General features: G+C 69.3%; 13 protein-coding genes. 5 read left to right on the top strand and 8 right to left on the bottom strand.

Annotated elements, in window-relative coordinates:
- From ACT4N8_RS00710 to purD, 7 genes are all read right to left on the bottom strand, one after another.
- A partial coding sequence (locus tag ACT4N8_RS00710) for a CHAT domain-containing protein (RefSeq protein ID WP_444856214.1) occupies positions 1-2,248 on the bottom strand: 2,248 nt, incomplete at its 3' end.
- A 1-nt stretch (position 2,249) separates the two neighbouring features.
- Positions 2,250-6,488, bottom strand: coding sequence for a beta strand repeat-containing protein (locus tag ACT4N8_RS00705; protein ID WP_444856213.1), 4,239 nt, complete (start codon positions 6,486-6,488; stop codon positions 2,250-2,252).
- A complete protein-coding gene (locus ACT4N8_RS00700; protein WP_444856212.1) occupies positions 6,488-8,251 on the bottom strand; it encodes a ShlB/FhaC/HecB family hemolysin secretion/activation protein in 1,764 nt (587 codons plus the stop codon). The genes ACT4N8_RS00705 and ACT4N8_RS00700 overlap by 1 nt, the downstream gene beginning before the upstream one ends.
- A 171-nt stretch (positions 8,252-8,422) precedes the next feature.
- The gene (locus ACT4N8_RS00695; protein ID WP_444856211.1) at positions 8,423-8,947 is read right to left on the bottom strand and encodes a hypothetical protein; all 525 of its coding nucleotides are present in this window, start codon (positions 8,945-8,947) and stop codon (positions 8,423-8,425) included.
- A gap of 32 nt (positions 8,948-8,979) precedes the next feature.
- Positions 8,980-9,501, bottom strand: coding sequence for a hypothetical protein (locus ACT4N8_RS00690; RefSeq protein WP_444856210.1), 522 nt, complete (start codon positions 9,499-9,501; stop codon positions 8,980-8,982).
- Positions 9,502-9,741: 240 nt separating this feature from the next.
- Positions 9,742-10,074 carry a hypothetical protein gene (locus ACT4N8_RS00685; RefSeq protein WP_444856209.1) on the bottom strand — a complete coding sequence of 111 codons (333 nt, stop codon included), beginning with the start codon at positions 10,072-10,074 and terminating at the stop codon, positions 9,742-9,744.
- A gap of 51 nt (positions 10,075-10,125) precedes the next feature.
- Positions 10,126-11,400: a phosphoribosylamine--glycine ligase gene (gene purD / locus ACT4N8_RS00680; RefSeq protein WP_444856208.1), complete on the bottom strand. Its 1,275-nt coding sequence runs from the start codon at positions 11,398-11,400 to the stop codon at positions 10,126-10,128.
- Between purD and xseA the strand changes: the two genes are divergently transcribed.
- The 3 genes from xseA to ACT4N8_RS00665 are packed head-to-tail and all read left to right on the top strand — an operon-like array spanning position 11,399 to position 13,801.
- On the top strand, positions 11,399-12,754 hold the full coding sequence (xseA, locus tag ACT4N8_RS00675; protein WP_444856207.1) for an exodeoxyribonuclease VII large subunit: 1,356 nt from the start codon (positions 11,399-11,401) through the stop codon (positions 12,752-12,754). The two genes, purD and xseA, sit on opposite strands and share 2 nt — an antisense overlap.
- Before the next feature lie 13 nt (positions 12,755-12,767).
- Positions 12,768-12,968 (top strand): DUF2093 domain-containing protein, encoded by a 201-nt coding sequence (locus ACT4N8_RS00670; RefSeq protein WP_444856206.1) that lies wholly within the window; start codon positions 12,768-12,770, stop codon positions 12,966-12,968.
- A complete protein-coding gene (locus tag ACT4N8_RS00665; RefSeq protein WP_444856205.1) occupies positions 12,965-13,801 on the top strand; it encodes a M23 family metallopeptidase in 837 nt (278 codons plus the stop codon). The genes ACT4N8_RS00670 and ACT4N8_RS00665 overlap by 4 nt, the downstream gene beginning before the upstream one ends.
- 1 nt (position 13,802) lies before the next feature.
- On the opposite strand, the gene ACT4N8_RS00660 is transcribed toward ACT4N8_RS00665, so the two are convergent.
- A complete protein-coding gene (locus ACT4N8_RS00660) occupies positions 13,803-14,342 on the bottom strand; it encodes a hypothetical protein (RefSeq protein ID WP_444856204.1) in 540 nt (179 codons plus the stop codon).
- A gap of 227 nt (positions 14,343-14,569) precedes the next feature.
- Here ACT4N8_RS00660 and ACT4N8_RS00655 point away from each other — a divergent pair, with 227 nt between their 5' ends.
- The gene (locus ACT4N8_RS00655) at positions 14,570-15,397 is read left to right on the top strand and encodes a TonB-dependent receptor plug domain-containing protein (RefSeq protein WP_444856203.1); all 828 of its coding nucleotides are present in this window, start codon (positions 14,570-14,572) and stop codon (positions 15,395-15,397) included.
- The coding region (locus tag ACT4N8_RS00650; RefSeq protein ID WP_444856202.1) for a TonB-dependent receptor domain-containing protein at positions 15,394-17,041 on the top strand (1,648 nt) is incomplete at its 3' end. The genes ACT4N8_RS00655 and ACT4N8_RS00650, both read left to right, overlap by 4 nt.

Genomic DNA, 17,041 nt, shown 5'->3' with positions numbered 1-17,041 from the left:
TGCTGACGTCGCGCTGTCGCCCGAGCCAGGCGATGCCGCGGAAATCGAACTCGTTGTCGACCGACTGCGCGGCGCGCGCGCGATAAGCTTCGACCCCGGCCTGGTCCATGACCAGCAGATTGGGCGGCAGCCGCAGCATCGCGCCGTCGGGCTCGAAGATCAGATGGGTGACTCCGGCCAGCTCGCCCTCGATCGGCGCGAACAGGTCGCGATAGAGCTGGTGGGCCAGCTCGACGTTGAACGGATAGGTGAGCTGGACGCCGTTCTCCATCACCGTGATCGTGCGGCGGAGCCGGTCGACTCGGCTCTCCAGATCGTCCGGCGTGATCCCGGCGCGATAGGCGCGGGCGCCGTCCGGCGTGACGAACAGGGCATAGGCATCGTCGCCGACCAAGACGAGCTTGTAATAGGCCTCGCCGGGGCGGAGCAGCTGGCGGAGGTCGGCGAGCGAGAGCGCGTTCCCCGCGACGACGCGGTAGCGCGGGAAATCGGCAAGCCGCGCCTGGGTCGCGATCTGGGTGTCGCGCAGCTGGGCGAGCGAGGCGCGCAGCGCGTCGATCCGGCCGGCGGGGGCCGGGGGCGCCGCGTCGCCGCCCGCCTCGAGCCGGGCCAGCTCGACCCGGGTGCGCTCGATCTCGCGGGTGAGGTTGATCGACTGGCGGAACAGCCGCGCCGCCTCGTCGCTGCCGCCGCTCAATTCGCGCGCCAGGATCGCCTGGGTCTGGGCGACGCCGGGCCGGATCAGCACCTGGCTTGCCGCGAACATCTCTTCGACTGCGGCGGGCTCGGCGGCGCGCTCGGCGAGCAGCTCGAAATAGGGCGCGAGCGTGCGGCGGAGCGCGGGCGCGCCGCCGTCAGCATTGGCGGCGACGATCTCGCGGAACAGGGTCAGCGCCTGCTCGGTCCGCCCGGTGCGCGCAAAGAAGCCCGCGAGCCGCCCCTTGGCGCTGAACAAAGCCGAGGAATCGGGATAATTGACCTCGAGCAGAGCGACCGCTTCCCGGTGCCGCCGCTCCGCCTCGGCCGGGTTGCCCTCCGCTTCCGCGATGCGGGCGAGCTCGCCGAAAATCTGCGCGCGCAGCCAGATCGTGGCGGCGATGCGTCCGCCGCGGATCGCGACCAGTTCGTCGAGCGCCTGGGTGAGCGCGGCCACCGCCCCGGCCCGGCGGCCCTGCTGGTAGAGGATGGTGCCGCGGATGTGCCGGGCCTGGCCGTCCAGAATTTGCGCCTTGTCGCGCTCGGTCAGCCCCGCGATCCCGGCCAGCGCCTGCGCGCCCGGCGATTCCGCGCTCAATCGCGCCGCGGTCGCCGAATCGATCACCAGCTCGCTGACGCCGCGCGCCGCCTCCACCTCGGGCAGGGGCCGATCGAGCTCGGCCAGCGCGGCCGCGGTCAGGCCCTGATTCAAGAGGTGCATCGCCCGGTAGTTGCGGTAGCGCCGCGCGGTTACCGGATCGGCGCGCGCCATGTCCTCGGCCTGGGCGAAAAGCACGTCCGCCTCGGCATAGCGGCCGAGGTTCGAGCGCTGCAGCGCTTCGTTGACGACGGCCTCGGCGCGCGCGGCGTCGTCGCCTTGTCCACCGGTGAGCACCGCGAAGAATTCGGCCGATTCGGCGAAATTGCCGGCATTGTTGCGGCGATAGGCTTCGGCCAGCGCGCGCTGGCGGTCGAGCGCGCCGGCCTGGGCGCGGGCGAAGGCGACCGGATCGCCGGCGCCGGTGACCGCGATCGAAACCTCGCCGGGCACGATCCTGTCCTCGATCACGCTGCGCAAGGCGAGGCGGAGCACGCCGTCATAGCCGCCGAGCCCCTCGGCGACATAGACGATGTTGCCCGCGCGGTAGGTGTAGACGCGATAGGCGACGTCGGCCGCGCTGAGCCGGCAATCGAGGCTTTCGACCGCTCCCAGCCCCTCGATCTGCGCCTGGCCGCCGCCCTGGCAGGTGACCCGGTCGGCGCGGATCCCGGCGAGCCGCGCCGTCGGGTCGCCGCCGCGGGTGCGCAGCGCATAGACCTGGCCGACGGCGGTCGCCGCGTCGCGGCAGACGATCGCATAGCCGCGGTCGAACATGTCGGTGAGCGCCCGATCGGTCGCGCTCGACTGTGCGGTGCAGAGGACCAGGCCCTCGGTCCCGATCCGGAAGCTGTCCCGGCTGGCGAGCGAGAAGGTCTCCGGAGTCTGGGCGAGCGCCGCCGGCGCGGCGAGCATGGCGGCCAGCGTCAGGCCGGCAAGGAGTTGGCGGCTCATCTCATTCATCCCCGTCCGTCGGCTCGCAGGGCGTCTGCTCATCCGGCTCGCATTCCCACAGGCTGGTGTCGCTGCCGCTCGTCACCGGCTCCTCGAGCAGCGACTCGGTGTCGAAGCCGGTGTCGATCAGGTCGTCGCTGACCGCGAGCGCGATCGGCGCCGGATCCTCGACCGGGCCGGTGATCGGATCGGGCCCTTCGACGATCTCGGTCGGCGTGCAGCGGCCGGTGGTGATGAGGCAATTGTTGATCCGCGACAGCGCGTTGAGATTGGGGCTGGTGCCATCCGGCCCGCTGATCTCGGCCAGCACGATCACGCCGAATCCGGTGACGAAGCCGCCGTCCGGCGTCGCCAGGCGGCCGTTGATGAAAATCTCGGTCGGCGTGCTGCCGGTGGCCGAGGTGACCAGCTCCAGCGCGTTGGCGGTGAAGCCCCGCCTTTGATCCGGATCGCCGTTGCTGACGCCGGTATTCTGCACGTAGATCGTGCTGCTCGGCGCGGAAAGCTGCAGCCGGCCCGCCTGCAAATAGCCGGCGTCGTTCACCGGGCCGTTGTTGGCGCCGAGCAGCAGGTTCCGTTCGAAGGCCGAGCCGGCGTTGCCGAGCGCGGCGATGGTCGCCTGCGTGGCGACGACGATTTGGGTCGCGCTCAGCTCGATCGAGCCGGCAAGTCCGCCATCGGCATCCCGAACCTCGATCCGCCCATCCGGAGTGACGATGCGCACGAACGGCCCCCCGCGCAGGAAAACGCCCTGGCTCGCGTCCGCCGCGTTGGTGACGAGGAGCAGGCCCCCGGCGGTGATCCCGCCGCCTGCGTTGACGTCGATCACCTGGCCGGCGGTCGCGGCGTTCAGGCTGACCGCGCCGGTCGCCTGCACGCCGATCAGCGAATTGGCTTGCAGCAGGTCCGCGGTGAGCGAGCCCGCGCTGATCCGGACATCCTGGAAGGTGGAGACCGCGCTGTCGATCGTGATCGCCCCGGTCGCATTCAGCACCACGTCGTCGGCGAGCGCGATCGCATCGCCGCCGGTGATCGTCGCCCCGCTCAGGGTGACCGCCCGCCCTTGGGCCGAGGCGAAGCTGATCCCGCCGCCCGCGGTTCCGGACAGGAGCTGGCCGGCGTCTGCGCTGTCGAAATCGAGTCCGGTCGCGGCGTTCAGCGAGACATCGCCGTCCGCCGCGAGCGTGCCGGCGTCGATCGCGCCGGTCGTCGAGGTCAGCGCCAGGGTCGTTCCCGCCGCGCCGTTATCCAGGGCGACGCTGCCGCCCTGCAGGGCCAGGCTCGTCCCGGCGACGGCCGTATCCACGTCGACCGCGCCGGTCATCTGTGCCTGCACCTGGCCCGCCGCATCGAGCAGGCCCGCGGTCAGCGCGCCGCCGGTGATCCGCACGTCCTGGGCTTCGGAAATGGCGCTGCTGATGGCGATCGAAGTGGCGTCCAGCGTGACGTCGTCAGCGAGCGCGGTCGCGTCGCCGCCATTGATCGCGCTCGCGCTCAGCGTCACCGCCTGGCCGCGCGCGGTCGTGAAGTCGATCGTGCCGCCGGCGCTGCCTGCCAGCGACGTGCCAGATTCGGCGCTGGCGAAACTGAGGTCGGTGTCGGCGTCGAGAATCATGTCCCCGGTGGACGACAAATTCCCCGCGTCGATCGCGCCGGCCGTCGAGGTCAGCGCCAGCGTCGTTCCTGCAACGCCGTTGTCGAGGTCAACGCTACCGCCCTCGATCGACATCGCGCCGCCGCTAGTCGCCGCGGTCACGTCCACCGCGCCGCTCGTCTGAACGGAAACCTGGCCCGCCGCGTCGAGCAGGCCGGCGGTCAGCGAGCCGCCGGTGACGCGCACGTCCTGGGTCTGCGAGACGGCATTGCCGATCACGATCGAGGCGGCGTCGAGGGTCACGTCGTCGGCGAGCGCGGTGTTGCCGTCCGCGGTGACGTCGCCGCCGTTGATCGCGGCGCCGCTCAGAGTCACCGCGCGGCCGCCGGCAGTGGTGAAGTTGATCGCGCCACCCGCCGTTCCCGAAAGGAGCTGGTCCGTATCCGCGCTGGAGAAGTTGAGATCGGTCGCGGCGTCGAGCGTCATGTCGCCGGGCGAGAAAAGCGTGCCGGCGTTGATCGATGTGGCGGTCGAGGTCAGCGCCATGGTGGTGCCGGCGGTGCCGTTGTCGAGCGCGACGCTACCGCCCTCGATCGACATCGCGCCGCCCGAAGTGGCCGTCGCGACGTTGATCGCGCCCGTCGCCTGGACATCGATCAGTCCGGCGGCGTCGAGCAAATCGGCGGTGAGCGCGCCGGCGGTGACGAGCACGTCCTCGGATTGCGAAACGACGTTGCCGACATTGATCGCGCCGCCCGCGATCAGAACGACATTGTCGGCCAGCGTCGTGTTGCCGTCGGCGGTGACGTCGCCGCCGGTCATGCTGGTGCCCGCGTCGAGCGTGACCGCACGGCCTCCAGCGGTCGTGAAGTTGATCGCTCCGCCAGCCGTCCCGAGGAGGACCTGGTCCGTGTCCGCACTGGCGAAGTTGAGATCGGTCGCGGCGTCGAGCGTCATGTCGCCGGGCGAGAAAAGCGTGCCGGCGTTGATCGATGTGGCGGTCGAGGTCAGCACCATGGTGGTGCCGGCCGTGCCCGCGTCGAGATCGATCGAGCCGCCTTCGATCGACGTGGCGTCGCCGGAAATGGCGGTGACGACGTTGACTGCGCCCGTCGCCTGGACGGTGAGGTCGAGCGCCGCATCGAGCAGGTCGGCATTGAGCGAACCGCCGGTGATCTGGACGTTACCGAAAAGTGAGACCGCGCCGACGGTCGAGATCGCGCCGCCCGCGTCCATCACGACGTCGTCGGGCGCGTCGGTATCACCTTCGGCCGTCGCCGTGCCGCCGGTGATGGTCGTGCCGGCGTCGAGCTGGATCGCCCGCCCGAACAGATCGCCGAATCCGATCGCGCCGCCGGCCTCGATCAGGATCGCCTCGCCGGCGCGCGCGTTGCCGGTGGTCACGTCGCCCTGCGGCGCGCGCAACTCGATCTGGAGGTCGGCGCCCAGTGTCCCGGTGAAAATGTTGCCCGTTGCCGCGTCCATCACGATGCCGTCGCCCGCGAAGAGCGCGACGCCGGGCGTTTCGCGTGGATTGAAGGCGCCGGCGTTCATCGAAATGCCGCGCGTGGCGAAGCCCTGCAGCCGCGAGCTTATGTCGAGATCCTGGAAGACGATGGTGCCCGCCGGACTGGTGTCGTCGGCGATCTCGGCATCCGGCGTCTGCGCAAAATCGGTGAGCTGTGGCGGATTCGCCCCCGACGAGAGGTAGACGACCCCGTTCTCGACCGACGCGCTCACCGCGTCGTCAAAGCCGATCGTCCCGCCCAGCAGCAATTGCGTCGTCGTCGCCCCCTGGGGCGCCGCGACGAGGTAGATGCGATGATTGTCGCCGGCCGCGCCGGTGCTCGCCGGGCCGCCCGTATTGCCGCCGTGCGTGATCGCGTTGGGCTGGCCCGTGCCGGTGGTGATGACGATGTCGAACAATCCCTGGTTCACCACGAACGAGCCGGCCAGCATGGCCATATAAGCGGCCGAGCCGTTGACCCGCGTGTCGCCGCCATGATCGATGCGCGGCGCGACCAAAGCGACCCAGCTGCCGTCGGCCGTGGCGACGATCCGCGCCCCGGCTTCGGTGACGATCGCTGCCGAGGGGTTTTGCGGGACGATGAAGCGAATCGAGCCGTCGGGCTGGATGAAGGTGCCGTAGCCGACCTCGACCGCGAGCGTGGTCAGGACGAGATTACCGACGTCGAACAGGGCGTTCGGTCCGACGATGATGCCGCCGGGTCCCTGAAACAGCACGGTGCCGCCCGGCGCGCCGTTGACTCGGCTGTTCACCGTGCCGTCGAAGCGTGACGGGAAGTTGGTGATGATTCGGTTGAGGACGGCGAAGTTGGTGATCGAGCCGCCATTCTGGAAAGTGGCGATGTTGCCCGCCGGCAGGAAGACGAACGGATTGTCGGTGGTGTTCGGCCGCCAGTCGATCACCGCCTCCGGCGTGTTCACGGTGATCGTGGTCGTCCCCGCCCCGTTCGCGAAGGTGGCATTGCCCCCGGAGATGGTGGGCAGCGCGTCGAAGGCCTGCGCCCTGGCCGGCTCGGGCCGTCCCACCGCCGCGAGCGCGGCGCCGAGCGCGCAGCCGAGCAGCAGATGGCGCCGGGTGGTGGAGAGGCGGGACGGGGCGGAACGCGCGGAGACCGTCATCAGAAGCTCCATGGCCACAGCCGGGTCGTGATCGTAAGCAGGATGCGCGGGTCGCGATCGGGCTGGAGGAAGGTGCGGTCGAGCGGGAAGGCGACGAGCAGCTCGAGCCGCATCGCATTGCCGTAGCCGGCGCGGATGCCGCCGCCGACGGAGGTCAGCTCCTGCCGCGGGATCGGGAACAATCGCTCCTCGTTCCACGACCAGGCCTGGTCGACGAAGACGAAGGGCTCGATCGCGAACGACCGCGCGCTGCGCGGGTTGACGCTGCCGTAGCGAAGTTCCGCCTGCACGGCGATGCCCCGGTCGCCGAGGATCGTGCCGGGATCGTAGCCGCGCCCGATCGTGTAATTGCCGCCGGAAAACTCCTCGAAGCTGAGCAGCGGGCTGCCGCTATACTGACCGCGCACCTGGGCGGCGAAGGTGAGGGCGGGCGTCGGCCGGGCCTCGCCATAAAGCGCACCGCGCAGCACGGTCGCGGTGGGATCGCCCTCGAGCCGGGTCGGCGGCTCGATTCCGGGCGCCAGACAGGCGGCGAGCGCCGGCCCGCACGGCGTGGTCGCTCCGAGAATGTCGAGCCCCTGGCGCAACTCGGCCGAGGCGCCGAGGCGCCACGCCGGCGCCGCCATCGCGTAGCGCGGATCGGCGGAGCGGCCGATCGCCTCCCCGGCGATCCGTGCGAAGAGGACGCGCAGCCGGTCGCGGTTGATCGGGATGCCGTTGAAGTCGATGTCCTGGTTGACGAGGTCGAGGCCGAGCGTGCCGCGCAGCCAGCCGTCCTGCCGCCGGACGAAGGGGTAGCTCGCCTCGATCGTCGCGAAGAGCGTGTCCGATCCGATCTCGGCATTGGCGAGGCCGAGGTCCGGATTGGCCCAGGCGAAGGTGAGCTGGCCGCCAATGGCGAGGCCCTCGCCGCCCAGCCGGAAATCGTGCGCGATCTGGAGCGACTGCTGCTCGTCGAAATCGGCGGTGCTGTAGGCGGCGATCGAGGTGCGGTCGCCGAGCCCGGTCAGGCCGAAAAACTGGGCGCGAAGCAGCCCGCCCCAGCGGCCGAGCTCGCGCGAGCCGAGATTCTGCACGGTGAAATCGACCAGCGCCGGGACGCGCTGGACGGTCACCTCGCCGATCACCTCGCCCCGCGCCTGCCCCGCCGAGCGCAACGCGAGCCGCACGTTGTAGCCCGGCAGGTCGCCGGCGAGCAGCAGATAGCGCTCGGCCTCGTAGCGGTTGAACACCTCTTGTTCTGTCAGCCGCTCGAGATAGGAGGCGATCAGCGCCTCCGCCCGCCCGGCGTCGCCGCGCACGCGCAGGGCGACGAGCCGCGCCATCACAACGCGAAGGCGGACGGTGCCGTCGGCGATGCGTTGCTCGGGCACCTCGATCGCGGCGACATAGCCCGCTTCCTGAAGGATCGCCGCCGCCCGGTCGCGTATCTCGCAGATCGAAGCGACCGGCACCTCCTGCCCGACCATCGCGGCATAAGCGGGCCGCAGCGCGTCCGCGGAGAGGCCGCGCAGATCCTCGAAGACGACATCGCTCAGGGTGAAACGGATGCTCGCATATTCCGGCCGGTCCAGTGCGCAGGGCGCGCGCTCGATCTCGCCTTCCACCGCGAGCCGCGCCCTGGGCTGCTCCGCGCGCTCTGGAAGCGGGCGCTCGACCTCCTCGCGGGTCGGCGCGACCGGCTGCTGCGGGGGCACCTGGGCGAATGCGGCCGAGGCGATGAAGAGGAGGGGGGAGGCGACGAGAGCGGTCGTGCCTCTCAACCCTGGCCGCCGGCGCCGGCGTTGGGCCACCACCCCGTCACGGTCCGCTTCCGCTAACGCCATACGCGACCCCACTTATTTTTTCGCTGTGGCCTTTTCCGGCGGCATAGCAGAGATCGAAGGGAGTCGCCAAACGGGCAATGGACGTTCGCGCCCGCCCCCCGGCGTCCGTCAACCGGGCCGGACACGCCCCTGATTGAGACTCAAGACATGCTGGAGGAAAGAGCGAGGCCGCTTCATCAGCCGGGACGGCTGCTCGACGCGCAGCCCGACCGTGATCGCGAGCTCCGCGACGAAGTGGACGCAGTTGCGCCGGTTAAGATTATAGGAGGGCTGGGCGCGGTTCCGCCACGCCTCGACCACCGCCATCACCGCGCGATACTGCTCGTCGCTGAGGACGAGCGAGAACTGCCGGTCGCTGCGCGCGATCTGTTGTGGCCCCTCCACGACAACCTCGCCCGAAACCGAGCCGAACAGGATCGCCGGCGAAACCGCGCGGGCGGTGAAGCCGTAGCTCGTGTCGACGGCCTCGCCGGTCGCGTCCACCCTGCCGCTGAGTTGGACGAAGGCGTGCGGGAAATTGTTGCCGCCCAGCTCGCGCGAGTAAAAGGCGATCTCGACGGCCGCGAGCGCGGGCGCCTGCAGCCCGGTGAGCAGGAGCAGCCCCAAAGCGAGCCGCGCGATAAATCTAGGCAAGAAATTGCTCCCGGTGTGTGGAGATTGGGGGGTCAGGCTTCGCCGAGCTTGCCGAACCTGTCCTCGAAGCCGTCAACGTCGCCCCGGGCGAGATAGTCGGCCTGTTCAGCCACCCGATCGCGTGCGAGGCGGCCGCTGAACGGGCCGAGGCGCTCGTCGAGATGGGCGAGCTCGGTCTCGTTGAAGCCGGCGAGCTGGGCGTAGCTGATCACACCCAACTCGTTGAGTCTGGCGGCGAATTTTGGCCCCACGCCCTTGAGCCGGCTGAGGTCATCACCGGGTCCGGTCGCGCCGCCGAGCTCGCGATGGGCGTCGACGCTGAATACCTCGCCGGCAACGTCGGTGGTCGCCGCCGCGACCTCGTCCGCGACCCCATTGCCCTCCGGACCGTCCTTTCTGGGCTTGACATAGGGCCGGTCCCGGCTGGCGACATAGGGCTCGCCCTCGCGGCGCTCGACCCGCTTCGCGGGCCTGGACCGCATCGTCAGGAAGCCGAGGATCAGCACCGCGAGCACGGCGACGATGATCAGGATGGTGGTCGTGTCGAAGGTCATATGACGGATCGTTTCCTGGCTATTTCGCTTTCGGCCGGCGGAACGCCCACCAGCCCGTGAGGATGCCGATCAGCAGCGCGGTGGCGAGGACCGGCAGGTTGAACTGGAGCAGGCTCAGCATTTCGGCGACATCCTAGAGGAAGCCCTCTCGCTTCGCCCGCCCGAACAGCAGCCAGCCGAGCCCGAGCCCGAGCAGGTAGGCCATCGCGACAAGGAGCAAGGTTTCGACGAGCAGCGGCATCAACTTCTCTCCGGCGCGCAGCAGTCGGTATCGTCCCAGCGCAGCCCCGACACGCCCGACACATCGCGAATGCGGTCATTAAGCCCCGGGAACAATCCTTGCCCCTCACGTTGAAAATCGTTGGCGTTGCCGCTCAGGATCGCCTGGCGGGCGAGCGGATCGCGCGGGAAGCGCACGGTGACGTCGGGCAGCTCCGCCTGGCGGATCACCACCTCGCTCTGCGCCTGCAAACGATTGACGAACGCCTCGCCCCGCCCGAGCGGGCCGTGGCTCACCCAGCCGGCGGCGAGCGCAGCGGTGAGGCCGATCAGGATTTTGGCAATGGCCGGCATATCCGCGTCAAACCCTTTCTCGACCGTCCATATCCCGCGCCGCCGTCAAAATCAGCCCTTTCGCGCCACTTCGCGCCAGCCGATGTCGCGGCGGCAGAAGCCGCCCGGGAAATGGATGGCGTCGACCGCGCGATAGGCGGCGGCCTGCGCCTCGGCCACGGTCGCGCCGAGCGCGGTCACGTTGAGCACCCGCCCGCCCGCGGCGACGAGATGGGTGCCCGACTTCGCCGTGCCGGCGTGGAAGACCTTGGCGCCGGTCGCTTCGGCGTCGGCGAGATGAGCGATGCCGCTGCCTATCTCCGGCGTTCCCGGATAGCCCTTCGCCGCCATCACCACGGTCAGCGCCGATTCTTTCGCCAAGCGAGGCTTTCGGGCCGTTGCGAGCTCGCCCTTGGCGGTGGCGAGCATGAGCGCCAGCAAGTCGCTTTCGAGCCGCATCATTAGCACCGGGCATTCGGGATCGCCGAAGCGGGCGTTGTACTCGACCAGCTTCGGGCCCTCGGCGGTCAGCATCAGCCCGGCGTAGAGGATACCCGAATAGGGCGTGCCGTCGGCGGCAAGCGCCTGTGCGGTGGGCGCGACGATCTCCTTTATCACGCGCCGCTCGAGCTTCAGGGTGAAGATGGAGGCGGGGCTATAGGCGCCCATACCGCCGGTATTGGGCCCAGTGTCGCCCTCGCCGACCCTTTTGTGGTCCTGCGCCGAGCCGAACGGCCTGACCGTCTCGCCGTCGACCAAGGCGAAGAAGCTGACCTCCTCGCCTTCCATATATTCCTCGATCACCACCGATTCGCCGGCGCCGCCGAAGCCGCCGTCGAACATCATGTCGAGCGCCAGCGCCGCCTGCTCCGCCGTCTCCGCGATGATCACGCCCTTGCCGGCGGCGAGCCCGTCCGCCTTGATCACCACCGGCAGGCCGAAATCCTCGAGGGCCGCTTCTGCCGCGAGCCGGTCCGAGGCGCGCGCCCAGCGCGCGGTCGGAATGCCGGCGTGGTCGCAGAGCGCCTTGGTGAAGCCCTTCGAGCCTTCCAGCTGCGCCGGAATTCGATTCGGACCGAAGACGAGCAGGCCCATGGTGCGCAGATTGTCGGCGAGCCCGTCGACGAGCGGTGCCTCCGGCCCGATCACGACCAGGCCGATCGACTGGCGGCGGCAGAAATCGATCACCGCGCGATGATCGGCCGGGTCGAGCTCGACGAGCTCCGCCTCCTCGGCGATGCCCGGATTGCCCGGCGCGGCGTAGAGTTTATTGAGCAGCGGCGATTGCGCGAGCTTCCAGGCCAGCGCATGTTCGCGTCCACCCGAACCGATGAGCAACACATTCATGGACGACGATTCTCCCGACAGCGGGCTCCTAGCAACCGAAGCCCCGGGCGACAACGCGCCGGCGCTGAGCGTTTCAGAGCTGTCGTCGGCGCTCAAGCGGATGGTCGAGGGCGCCTTCGATCATGTCCGTGTGCGCGGAGAAATTTCGGGCTTCAAGCGGGTCGGCTCCGGGCATTGCTATTTCACCCTCAAGGACGATGCCGCCTGCATCGACGCGGTGATCTGGCGCGGCACGGCCAGCGCGCTGCGCTTCGCGCCGGAGGACGGGATCGAGGTCGTAGCGACTGGCAAGCTCACCACCTATCCCGCCCGCTCGCGCTACCAGATCGTCGTCGAGCGGCTCGAGCTGGCCGGGCAGGGCGCGCTGATGGCTCTACTCGATAGGCGCCGCCGCCAACTTGCCGCCGAGGGGCTGTTCGACGAGGCGAAGAAGCGGCCGTTGCCCTTTGCGCCGCGCACGATCGGCATCGTCACCTCGCCGACCGGGGCAGTGATCCGCGACATCCTGCACCGGCTCGAGGATCGGTTTCCGAGCCATGTCACGCTCTGGCCGGTGCCGGTGCAAGGCGAGGGCGCGGCGGAGAAGATCGCCGCAGCGGTGGAGGGTTTCAACGCGCTGCCGGTGCCGCCGGAGCTGTTGATCGTCGCCCGCGGCGGCGGCTCGATCGAGGATCTCTGGGCGTTCAATGAGGAAGTGGTGGTGCGCGCCGTCGCCGGCTCGGCGATCCCGATCATCTCGGCGGTCGGCCACGAGACCGACACCACCCTGTGCGACTTCGCCGCCGACCGCCGCGCGCCGACGCCGACGGCTGCGGCCGAGTTGGCCGTGCCGGTGCGGGCCGAGTTGCTTGCCCAGGTGCGCGAGCTCGGTGGGCGGGCCGAGCGCTGTGCGCGGCGTGCCCAGGAACGCGGCGCCGAACAGCTCCAGGCCTTGCTCCGTCACTGGCCGGCGCGTGAGGAGTTGCTCGCGCCGCAGCGGCAGCGGCTCGACGAGCTGGCGGAGAGGCTGCCGCGTTCCCTGCGCGGTCGGCTCGATCGCGCGCGGGGCGAGCTGGGCCACGCCTCCGGCGCGCTGCGGCCCGGGCTTCTCGTCTCCGCGCATGCGCGCGCGAAGGAGCGGCTCGCCGCCTTGTGGCGGGTGGCGGAGCTCGCCCATCCGAACCGGCCGCTTGAGAAAGGCTATGCACGGGTCGAGGACCTGGCCGGCAAGACCCTGATCTCGGCCGCGGCCGCGCGCGCCGCCGGACGGCTGCGCCTGATCTTCCGCGACGGCCGGGTCGAGGCTGCGGTCGGCGTCGCGCCGCCGAAGGGCGCTTCCCGTTCCGCCAAGGTTGATCAGCCCAAATTACTGTGATTGAGCGTTCCCGATGTTGATGTCGCACCGAAACCGCCTCGCCCGGCTGCATTATCTTCCCGGCACCTACCGGGTGCTCGTCCCCGGCGATCATGTCGTCTGCGCGGTGACCCGCCAGCCGATCCCGCTGGCCGATTTGCGCTACTGGAGCGTCGAACGGCAGGAGCCCTATGCTTCCGCCGAAGCCTCGCTCATGGCGGAAGGCCAAGGATGATCCCGCGCCTCGCGGCTGCCGCTTCGCTGTTCTGTCTGTCGCTCCCGACCGTTGCTCAGGTGCCGGGCGGCGCCTTCCGGCTGCAGGGCAGGCCCGCCCAGGGCGCGCTGTTGCGCGGGACGGCGCCGGCGGGGTCGGTTTCTCTGACCCTGGATGGGACCGAGGTGCCCGTCGCGCCGGACGGTCGGTTCCTGCTCGGCCTCGACCGCGACGCTCCGCCAGCGGTACGGCTTGTCGCAAGGACCGGCGACGGGCGCGAGACGGTCGAGACGATTCGCGTCGCACCGCGCGCGTGGCGGCTCCAACAGATCAACATGGTGCGGCCCTCGACCGGCCCCACTCCCGAATATCGCGTGCTGCGCGAGGGCGAACTGGCCCGGATCGGTGCCGCCCGTGCCCGGCGCACCGACGCGATCGGCTGGACGCAGCGGCTGATCTGGCCGGCGCGCGGGCGGATCAGCGGCCAGTTCGGTTCCCAGCGCATCTATCGCGGCGGCGTCCCGGCGGCCTATCACAGCGGCACCGATGTCGCCGCCGGGGCGGGCGCGGCCGTCATCGCGCCGGCGGACGGGGTGATTGTCCTCGCGCCGCCGCCGATGTTCAGCCTCGAGGGTAATTTGGTCATCATCGACCACGGCCTAGGGCTAAGCAGCGCCTTCCTTCATCTGTCGAGCGTGAACGTCCGGCGGGGCCAGGCGGTGCGGCAGGGCGAGCCGATCGGCCGCGTCGGCGCCACCGGCCGCGCGACGGGTCCGCATCTTCACTGGAGCCTGGTCTGGAACGGCGCCCGCCTCGATCCGCAGGCGGTCGCCGGCGCGATGGGCGGCGATTGAGCTAACGGACGCGGACGACCCTGACTCCGGTCCGTTCGGCAACCGACAGAATGAAGGAGCCGAGCAAACCGCGGCGGACCCGCACTGCCTCGCCGGCCCGCGGCCGGCGCCCGACACGGCCCTCGGTCTGCACCCAGATGCTGTTGTCCTCGAGCGCATAGTTCATCCGGCCGTCATTGCCCGTATAGGCGGAGCGTATCGTCGAATTGATCTCGTTGACGCCCGCGCCGTCCTCGTCACGGTCGTCGTCGTCGCCGAAAATGCCGAGATCGGGGAGCCGCAATCCGAACAGGCTGCGCCGCGTGCGGCGAATCTGTTGCCGGTCGACCACGGCGATCTCGCGTGCCGCCTCCGCCGCCTCCAGCGCGGCGACCTGCTGGTCGAAGCAGGCGAGCCGCTCGGCGGGATCGGCCACGGCCCGGCAGGCGGTGAGCTGGTTGAGCACCTCGGGGCGCTCCGGCGCGACCGCGCGCCTTTCCTGGGCGGCGGCGCTCGATGACGCGGCCGCGAGCAGGGCGAAGAGGATGAGTCGCTTGGTCATGCCCGCCTTTTCCCGCACCTCCGCTCGCTTGTCGAGGGGCGGCCGTGCCTCGCGCGGGACATGACAGGACTGTGGCAGCGGCGCAAAAGATGAGCGAATAGTCGTCAAAGAAACACTCAGGAGAATTGTCTTGTTCGGTCAGGTCGAATAACCCGATGCTCGAGGACGAGGTTTTCGTCCGCCGTCTAACCATGCGCCGCGCCTGTGCGGCTACAAGGGGGTTGAACATGACTTCACGTACCAAGATCCTTCAGGGCCGGCTTCTGGCGTCCACGATTTTCGCCTCGGCAGCCTTGATTGCATCGCCCGCCTACGCGCAGGACGATCCGCCGGCCCAGACCGCCGAAGAGAGCAGCAGCGACAGCACGATCGTCGTCACCGGCACTTTGGTTCGCAATCCGAACCTTGTTTCCTCGTCCCCGGTCAACGTGACCGACGAGAACGAGATCGAGCTGCAGCAGGCGAACGTCGCCGAAGAGCTGCTGCGCGAGCTGCCGGGCGCGGTCCCGTCGATCGGCTCCGCCGTCAACAACGGCAATGGCGGCAACTCGTTCGTCAACCTGCGCGGCCTTGGCGCCAACCGTAACGTCGTCCTGCTCGACGGCGTTCGCGTGGTGCCCTCGACGCTGGGTGGCCTGTTCGACCTCAACAACATTCCTCTCGCCCTCATCCAGCGCGTCGACGTGCTGACCGGCGGCGCCTCGACCACCTACGGCGCCGACGCCGTGTCCGGCGTGGTGAACTTCATCACCCGCCAGGATTTCGCCGGCATCGACATCAACCTTTCCGAACAGATCACAGAGCGCGGCGACGGCAACGTCTTCCGCGCGGACGTGACGATCGGCGCCAATTTCACGACGGCCGCGGCAACGCGACCCTCTCGGTCGGCTATCAGGAGGCCGATCCCGTCTATCAGGGCGCGCGCGACATCTCGCTGTTCACTATCGGGTCGTTTAGCGGCAATCCCGCCGGCTCCGGCCTCGCCCCGGCGCCCTCGCGCTTTGCTAACGTCAATCGAACCGGCACCGACAACGGCAACGGCGTTCCGCAGGTGACGGCCGACGGCACGGGCTTCTCCCCCGTCCTGATCCCGTTCAACTTCAATCCGTTCAATATTTTCCAGACGCCGTTCGAGCGGTTCAACATTTACGGCAGTGCCAATTACGAGGTCAGTGACGCGATCGAAATTTACACGCGCGGCCTCTTCTCGAAGCAGACGATCGATACGATCATCGCTCCGTCCGGCGCGTTCGGCATCGGCGTCGTCGTTTCGCTGAACAATCCGTTCTTCACGGCGGCGCAGCGCAATGCCTTCTGCGCGTTCGACACCAACCCGGCCGTCGGCGTTTACACGCGGCGCTTTACCCAGGCCGAGTGCGACGCGGCGGCCACCGCAACCGGACCGGGAGACCCCAATTATCGCGAGGTGCAATCCGCCCTCTTCCGCCGCGCGGTCGAGACCGGTCCGCGCATCAGCTCGTACCGCAACACGACGTTCGATTATCGTCTCGGGGCGCGGGGCGGGATCACCGACACGATCGACTGGGATCTCTTCGGCTCTTACGGCGAAAGCGAGCAGACCCAGGTCATCCAGGGCTACTGGCTGAACTCTCGCGTTCGTCAGGCGCTGCTCATTCGCCGTGATCCGGTGACGGGAGCCGCCACTTGTCAAGATCAGGCCAACGGATGCGTTCCCATCAATTTCGCCGGGTCCGTCGGCAACGCCACCTTCACGCCGGCGGCGCTCGACTTCCTGAACGACAACAGCACGGTGCTCACCCGGGTCACGCTCGCGCAGGCCCGCGGTACGATCAGCGGCGATTTCGGCTGGGCCATGCCCTGGGCGAACGATCCGGTCAGCTTCGCGGTCGGCGGCGAGTATCGTTCCTATGCCGCTCAGCAGGCCTCCGACTCGCTGGCCCAGTCGGGCGATCTCGGCGGTGCCGGCGGCGCGGCCCCGAACATCGACGGCGGATTTGACGTCTACGAAGCGTTCGGCGAGCTCATCCTCCCACTCGTCCAGGATCGTCCGTTCTTCGACGAGCTGACCCTCGAGGCCGGCATCCGTTATTCGGAATATGGCGTCAACGCGCCGGGACGTCCGCGCTTCAACACGACGACATGGAAGGTCGGCGGCACCTGGGCGCCGATCCGCGACATTCGCTTCCGCGGCAATTATGCCCGCGCGGTTCGCGCTCCGAACATCGCCGAGCTTTTCTCGCCGGTGAACACGGGTTTGACCAACCTGTTCAACGATCCCTGCGCGAGCCGTCTCGAGAATAACGCCGACATAGCCGCTCGCGGTCCGATCACCGGCGAGTTGCGTGCCATTTGTCTCGCCCAGGGCGCGTCGGCCGGCAACGTGGACTTCATCCAGCAACCGGCCGCCGGACAGGCCAATGCCACGGGTGGCGGCAACCTCAACCTTCAGCCGGAGACGGCGACAACCTGGACGGTCGGCGCGGTCATCCAGCCGCGGTTTGTCCCCGGCTTGTCGCTGTCGATCGACTATTACAATATCGAGATCACGAGGGCGATCACGGCGCCGGCGCCCGAAGATGCGATCAGTGCCTGCTTTGGCCTGCCCGATGCCGCCGGCAACTTCACTCCGGCGGCTGGTGCGGCGGGGAGCGCCGCCTGCACGATCATCGGGCGCAACCCTGTTACCGGCTCGCTGGCGGGCGATCCGGCGGTTACTC

The organism is Sphingosinicella sp., assembly GCF_052387495.1.
Taxonomy (GTDB): domain Bacteria; phylum Pseudomonadota; class Alphaproteobacteria; order Sphingomonadales; family Sphingomonadaceae; genus Allosphingosinicella.
This window is presented reverse-complemented; position numbering and strand designations above follow the sequence as displayed.

What these genes read in the sequence shown, in the direction of transcription:
- ACT4N8_RS00665 (WP_444856205.1), top strand. Translation starts at nt 12,965, where the DNA reads ATGATCCCGCGCCTCGCGGCTGCCGCTTCGCTGTTCTGTCTGTCGCTC.
- ACT4N8_RS00690 (WP_444856210.1), bottom strand. Translation starts at nt 9,501, where the DNA reads ATGACCTTCGACACGACCACCATCCTGATCATCGTCGCCGTGCTCGCG.
- xseA (WP_444856207.1), top strand. Translation starts at nt 11,399, where the DNA reads ATGGACGACGATTCTCCCGACAGCGGGCTCCTAGCAACCGAAGCCCCG.
- ACT4N8_RS00705 (WP_444856213.1), bottom strand. Translation starts at nt 6,488, where the DNA reads ATGACGGTCTCCGCGCGTTCCGCCCCGTCCCGCCTCTCCACCACCCGG.
- ACT4N8_RS00655 (WP_444856203.1), top strand. Translation starts at nt 14,570, where the DNA reads ATGACTTCACGTACCAAGATCCTTCAGGGCCGGCTTCTGGCGTCCACG.
- ACT4N8_RS00660 (WP_444856204.1), bottom strand. Translation starts at nt 14,342, where the DNA reads ATGACCAAGCGACTCATCCTCTTCGCCCTGCTCGCGGCCGCGTCATCG.
- purD (WP_444856208.1), bottom strand. Translation starts at nt 11,400, where the DNA reads ATGAATGTGTTGCTCATCGGTTCGGGTGGACGCGAACATGCGCTGGCC.
- ACT4N8_RS00670 (WP_444856206.1), top strand. Translation starts at nt 12,768, where the DNA reads ATGTTGATGTCGCACCGAAACCGCCTCGCCCGGCTGCATTATCTTCCC.
- ACT4N8_RS00685 (WP_444856209.1), bottom strand. Translation starts at nt 10,074, where the DNA reads ATGCCGGCCATTGCCAAAATCCTGATCGGCCTCACCGCTGCGCTCGCC.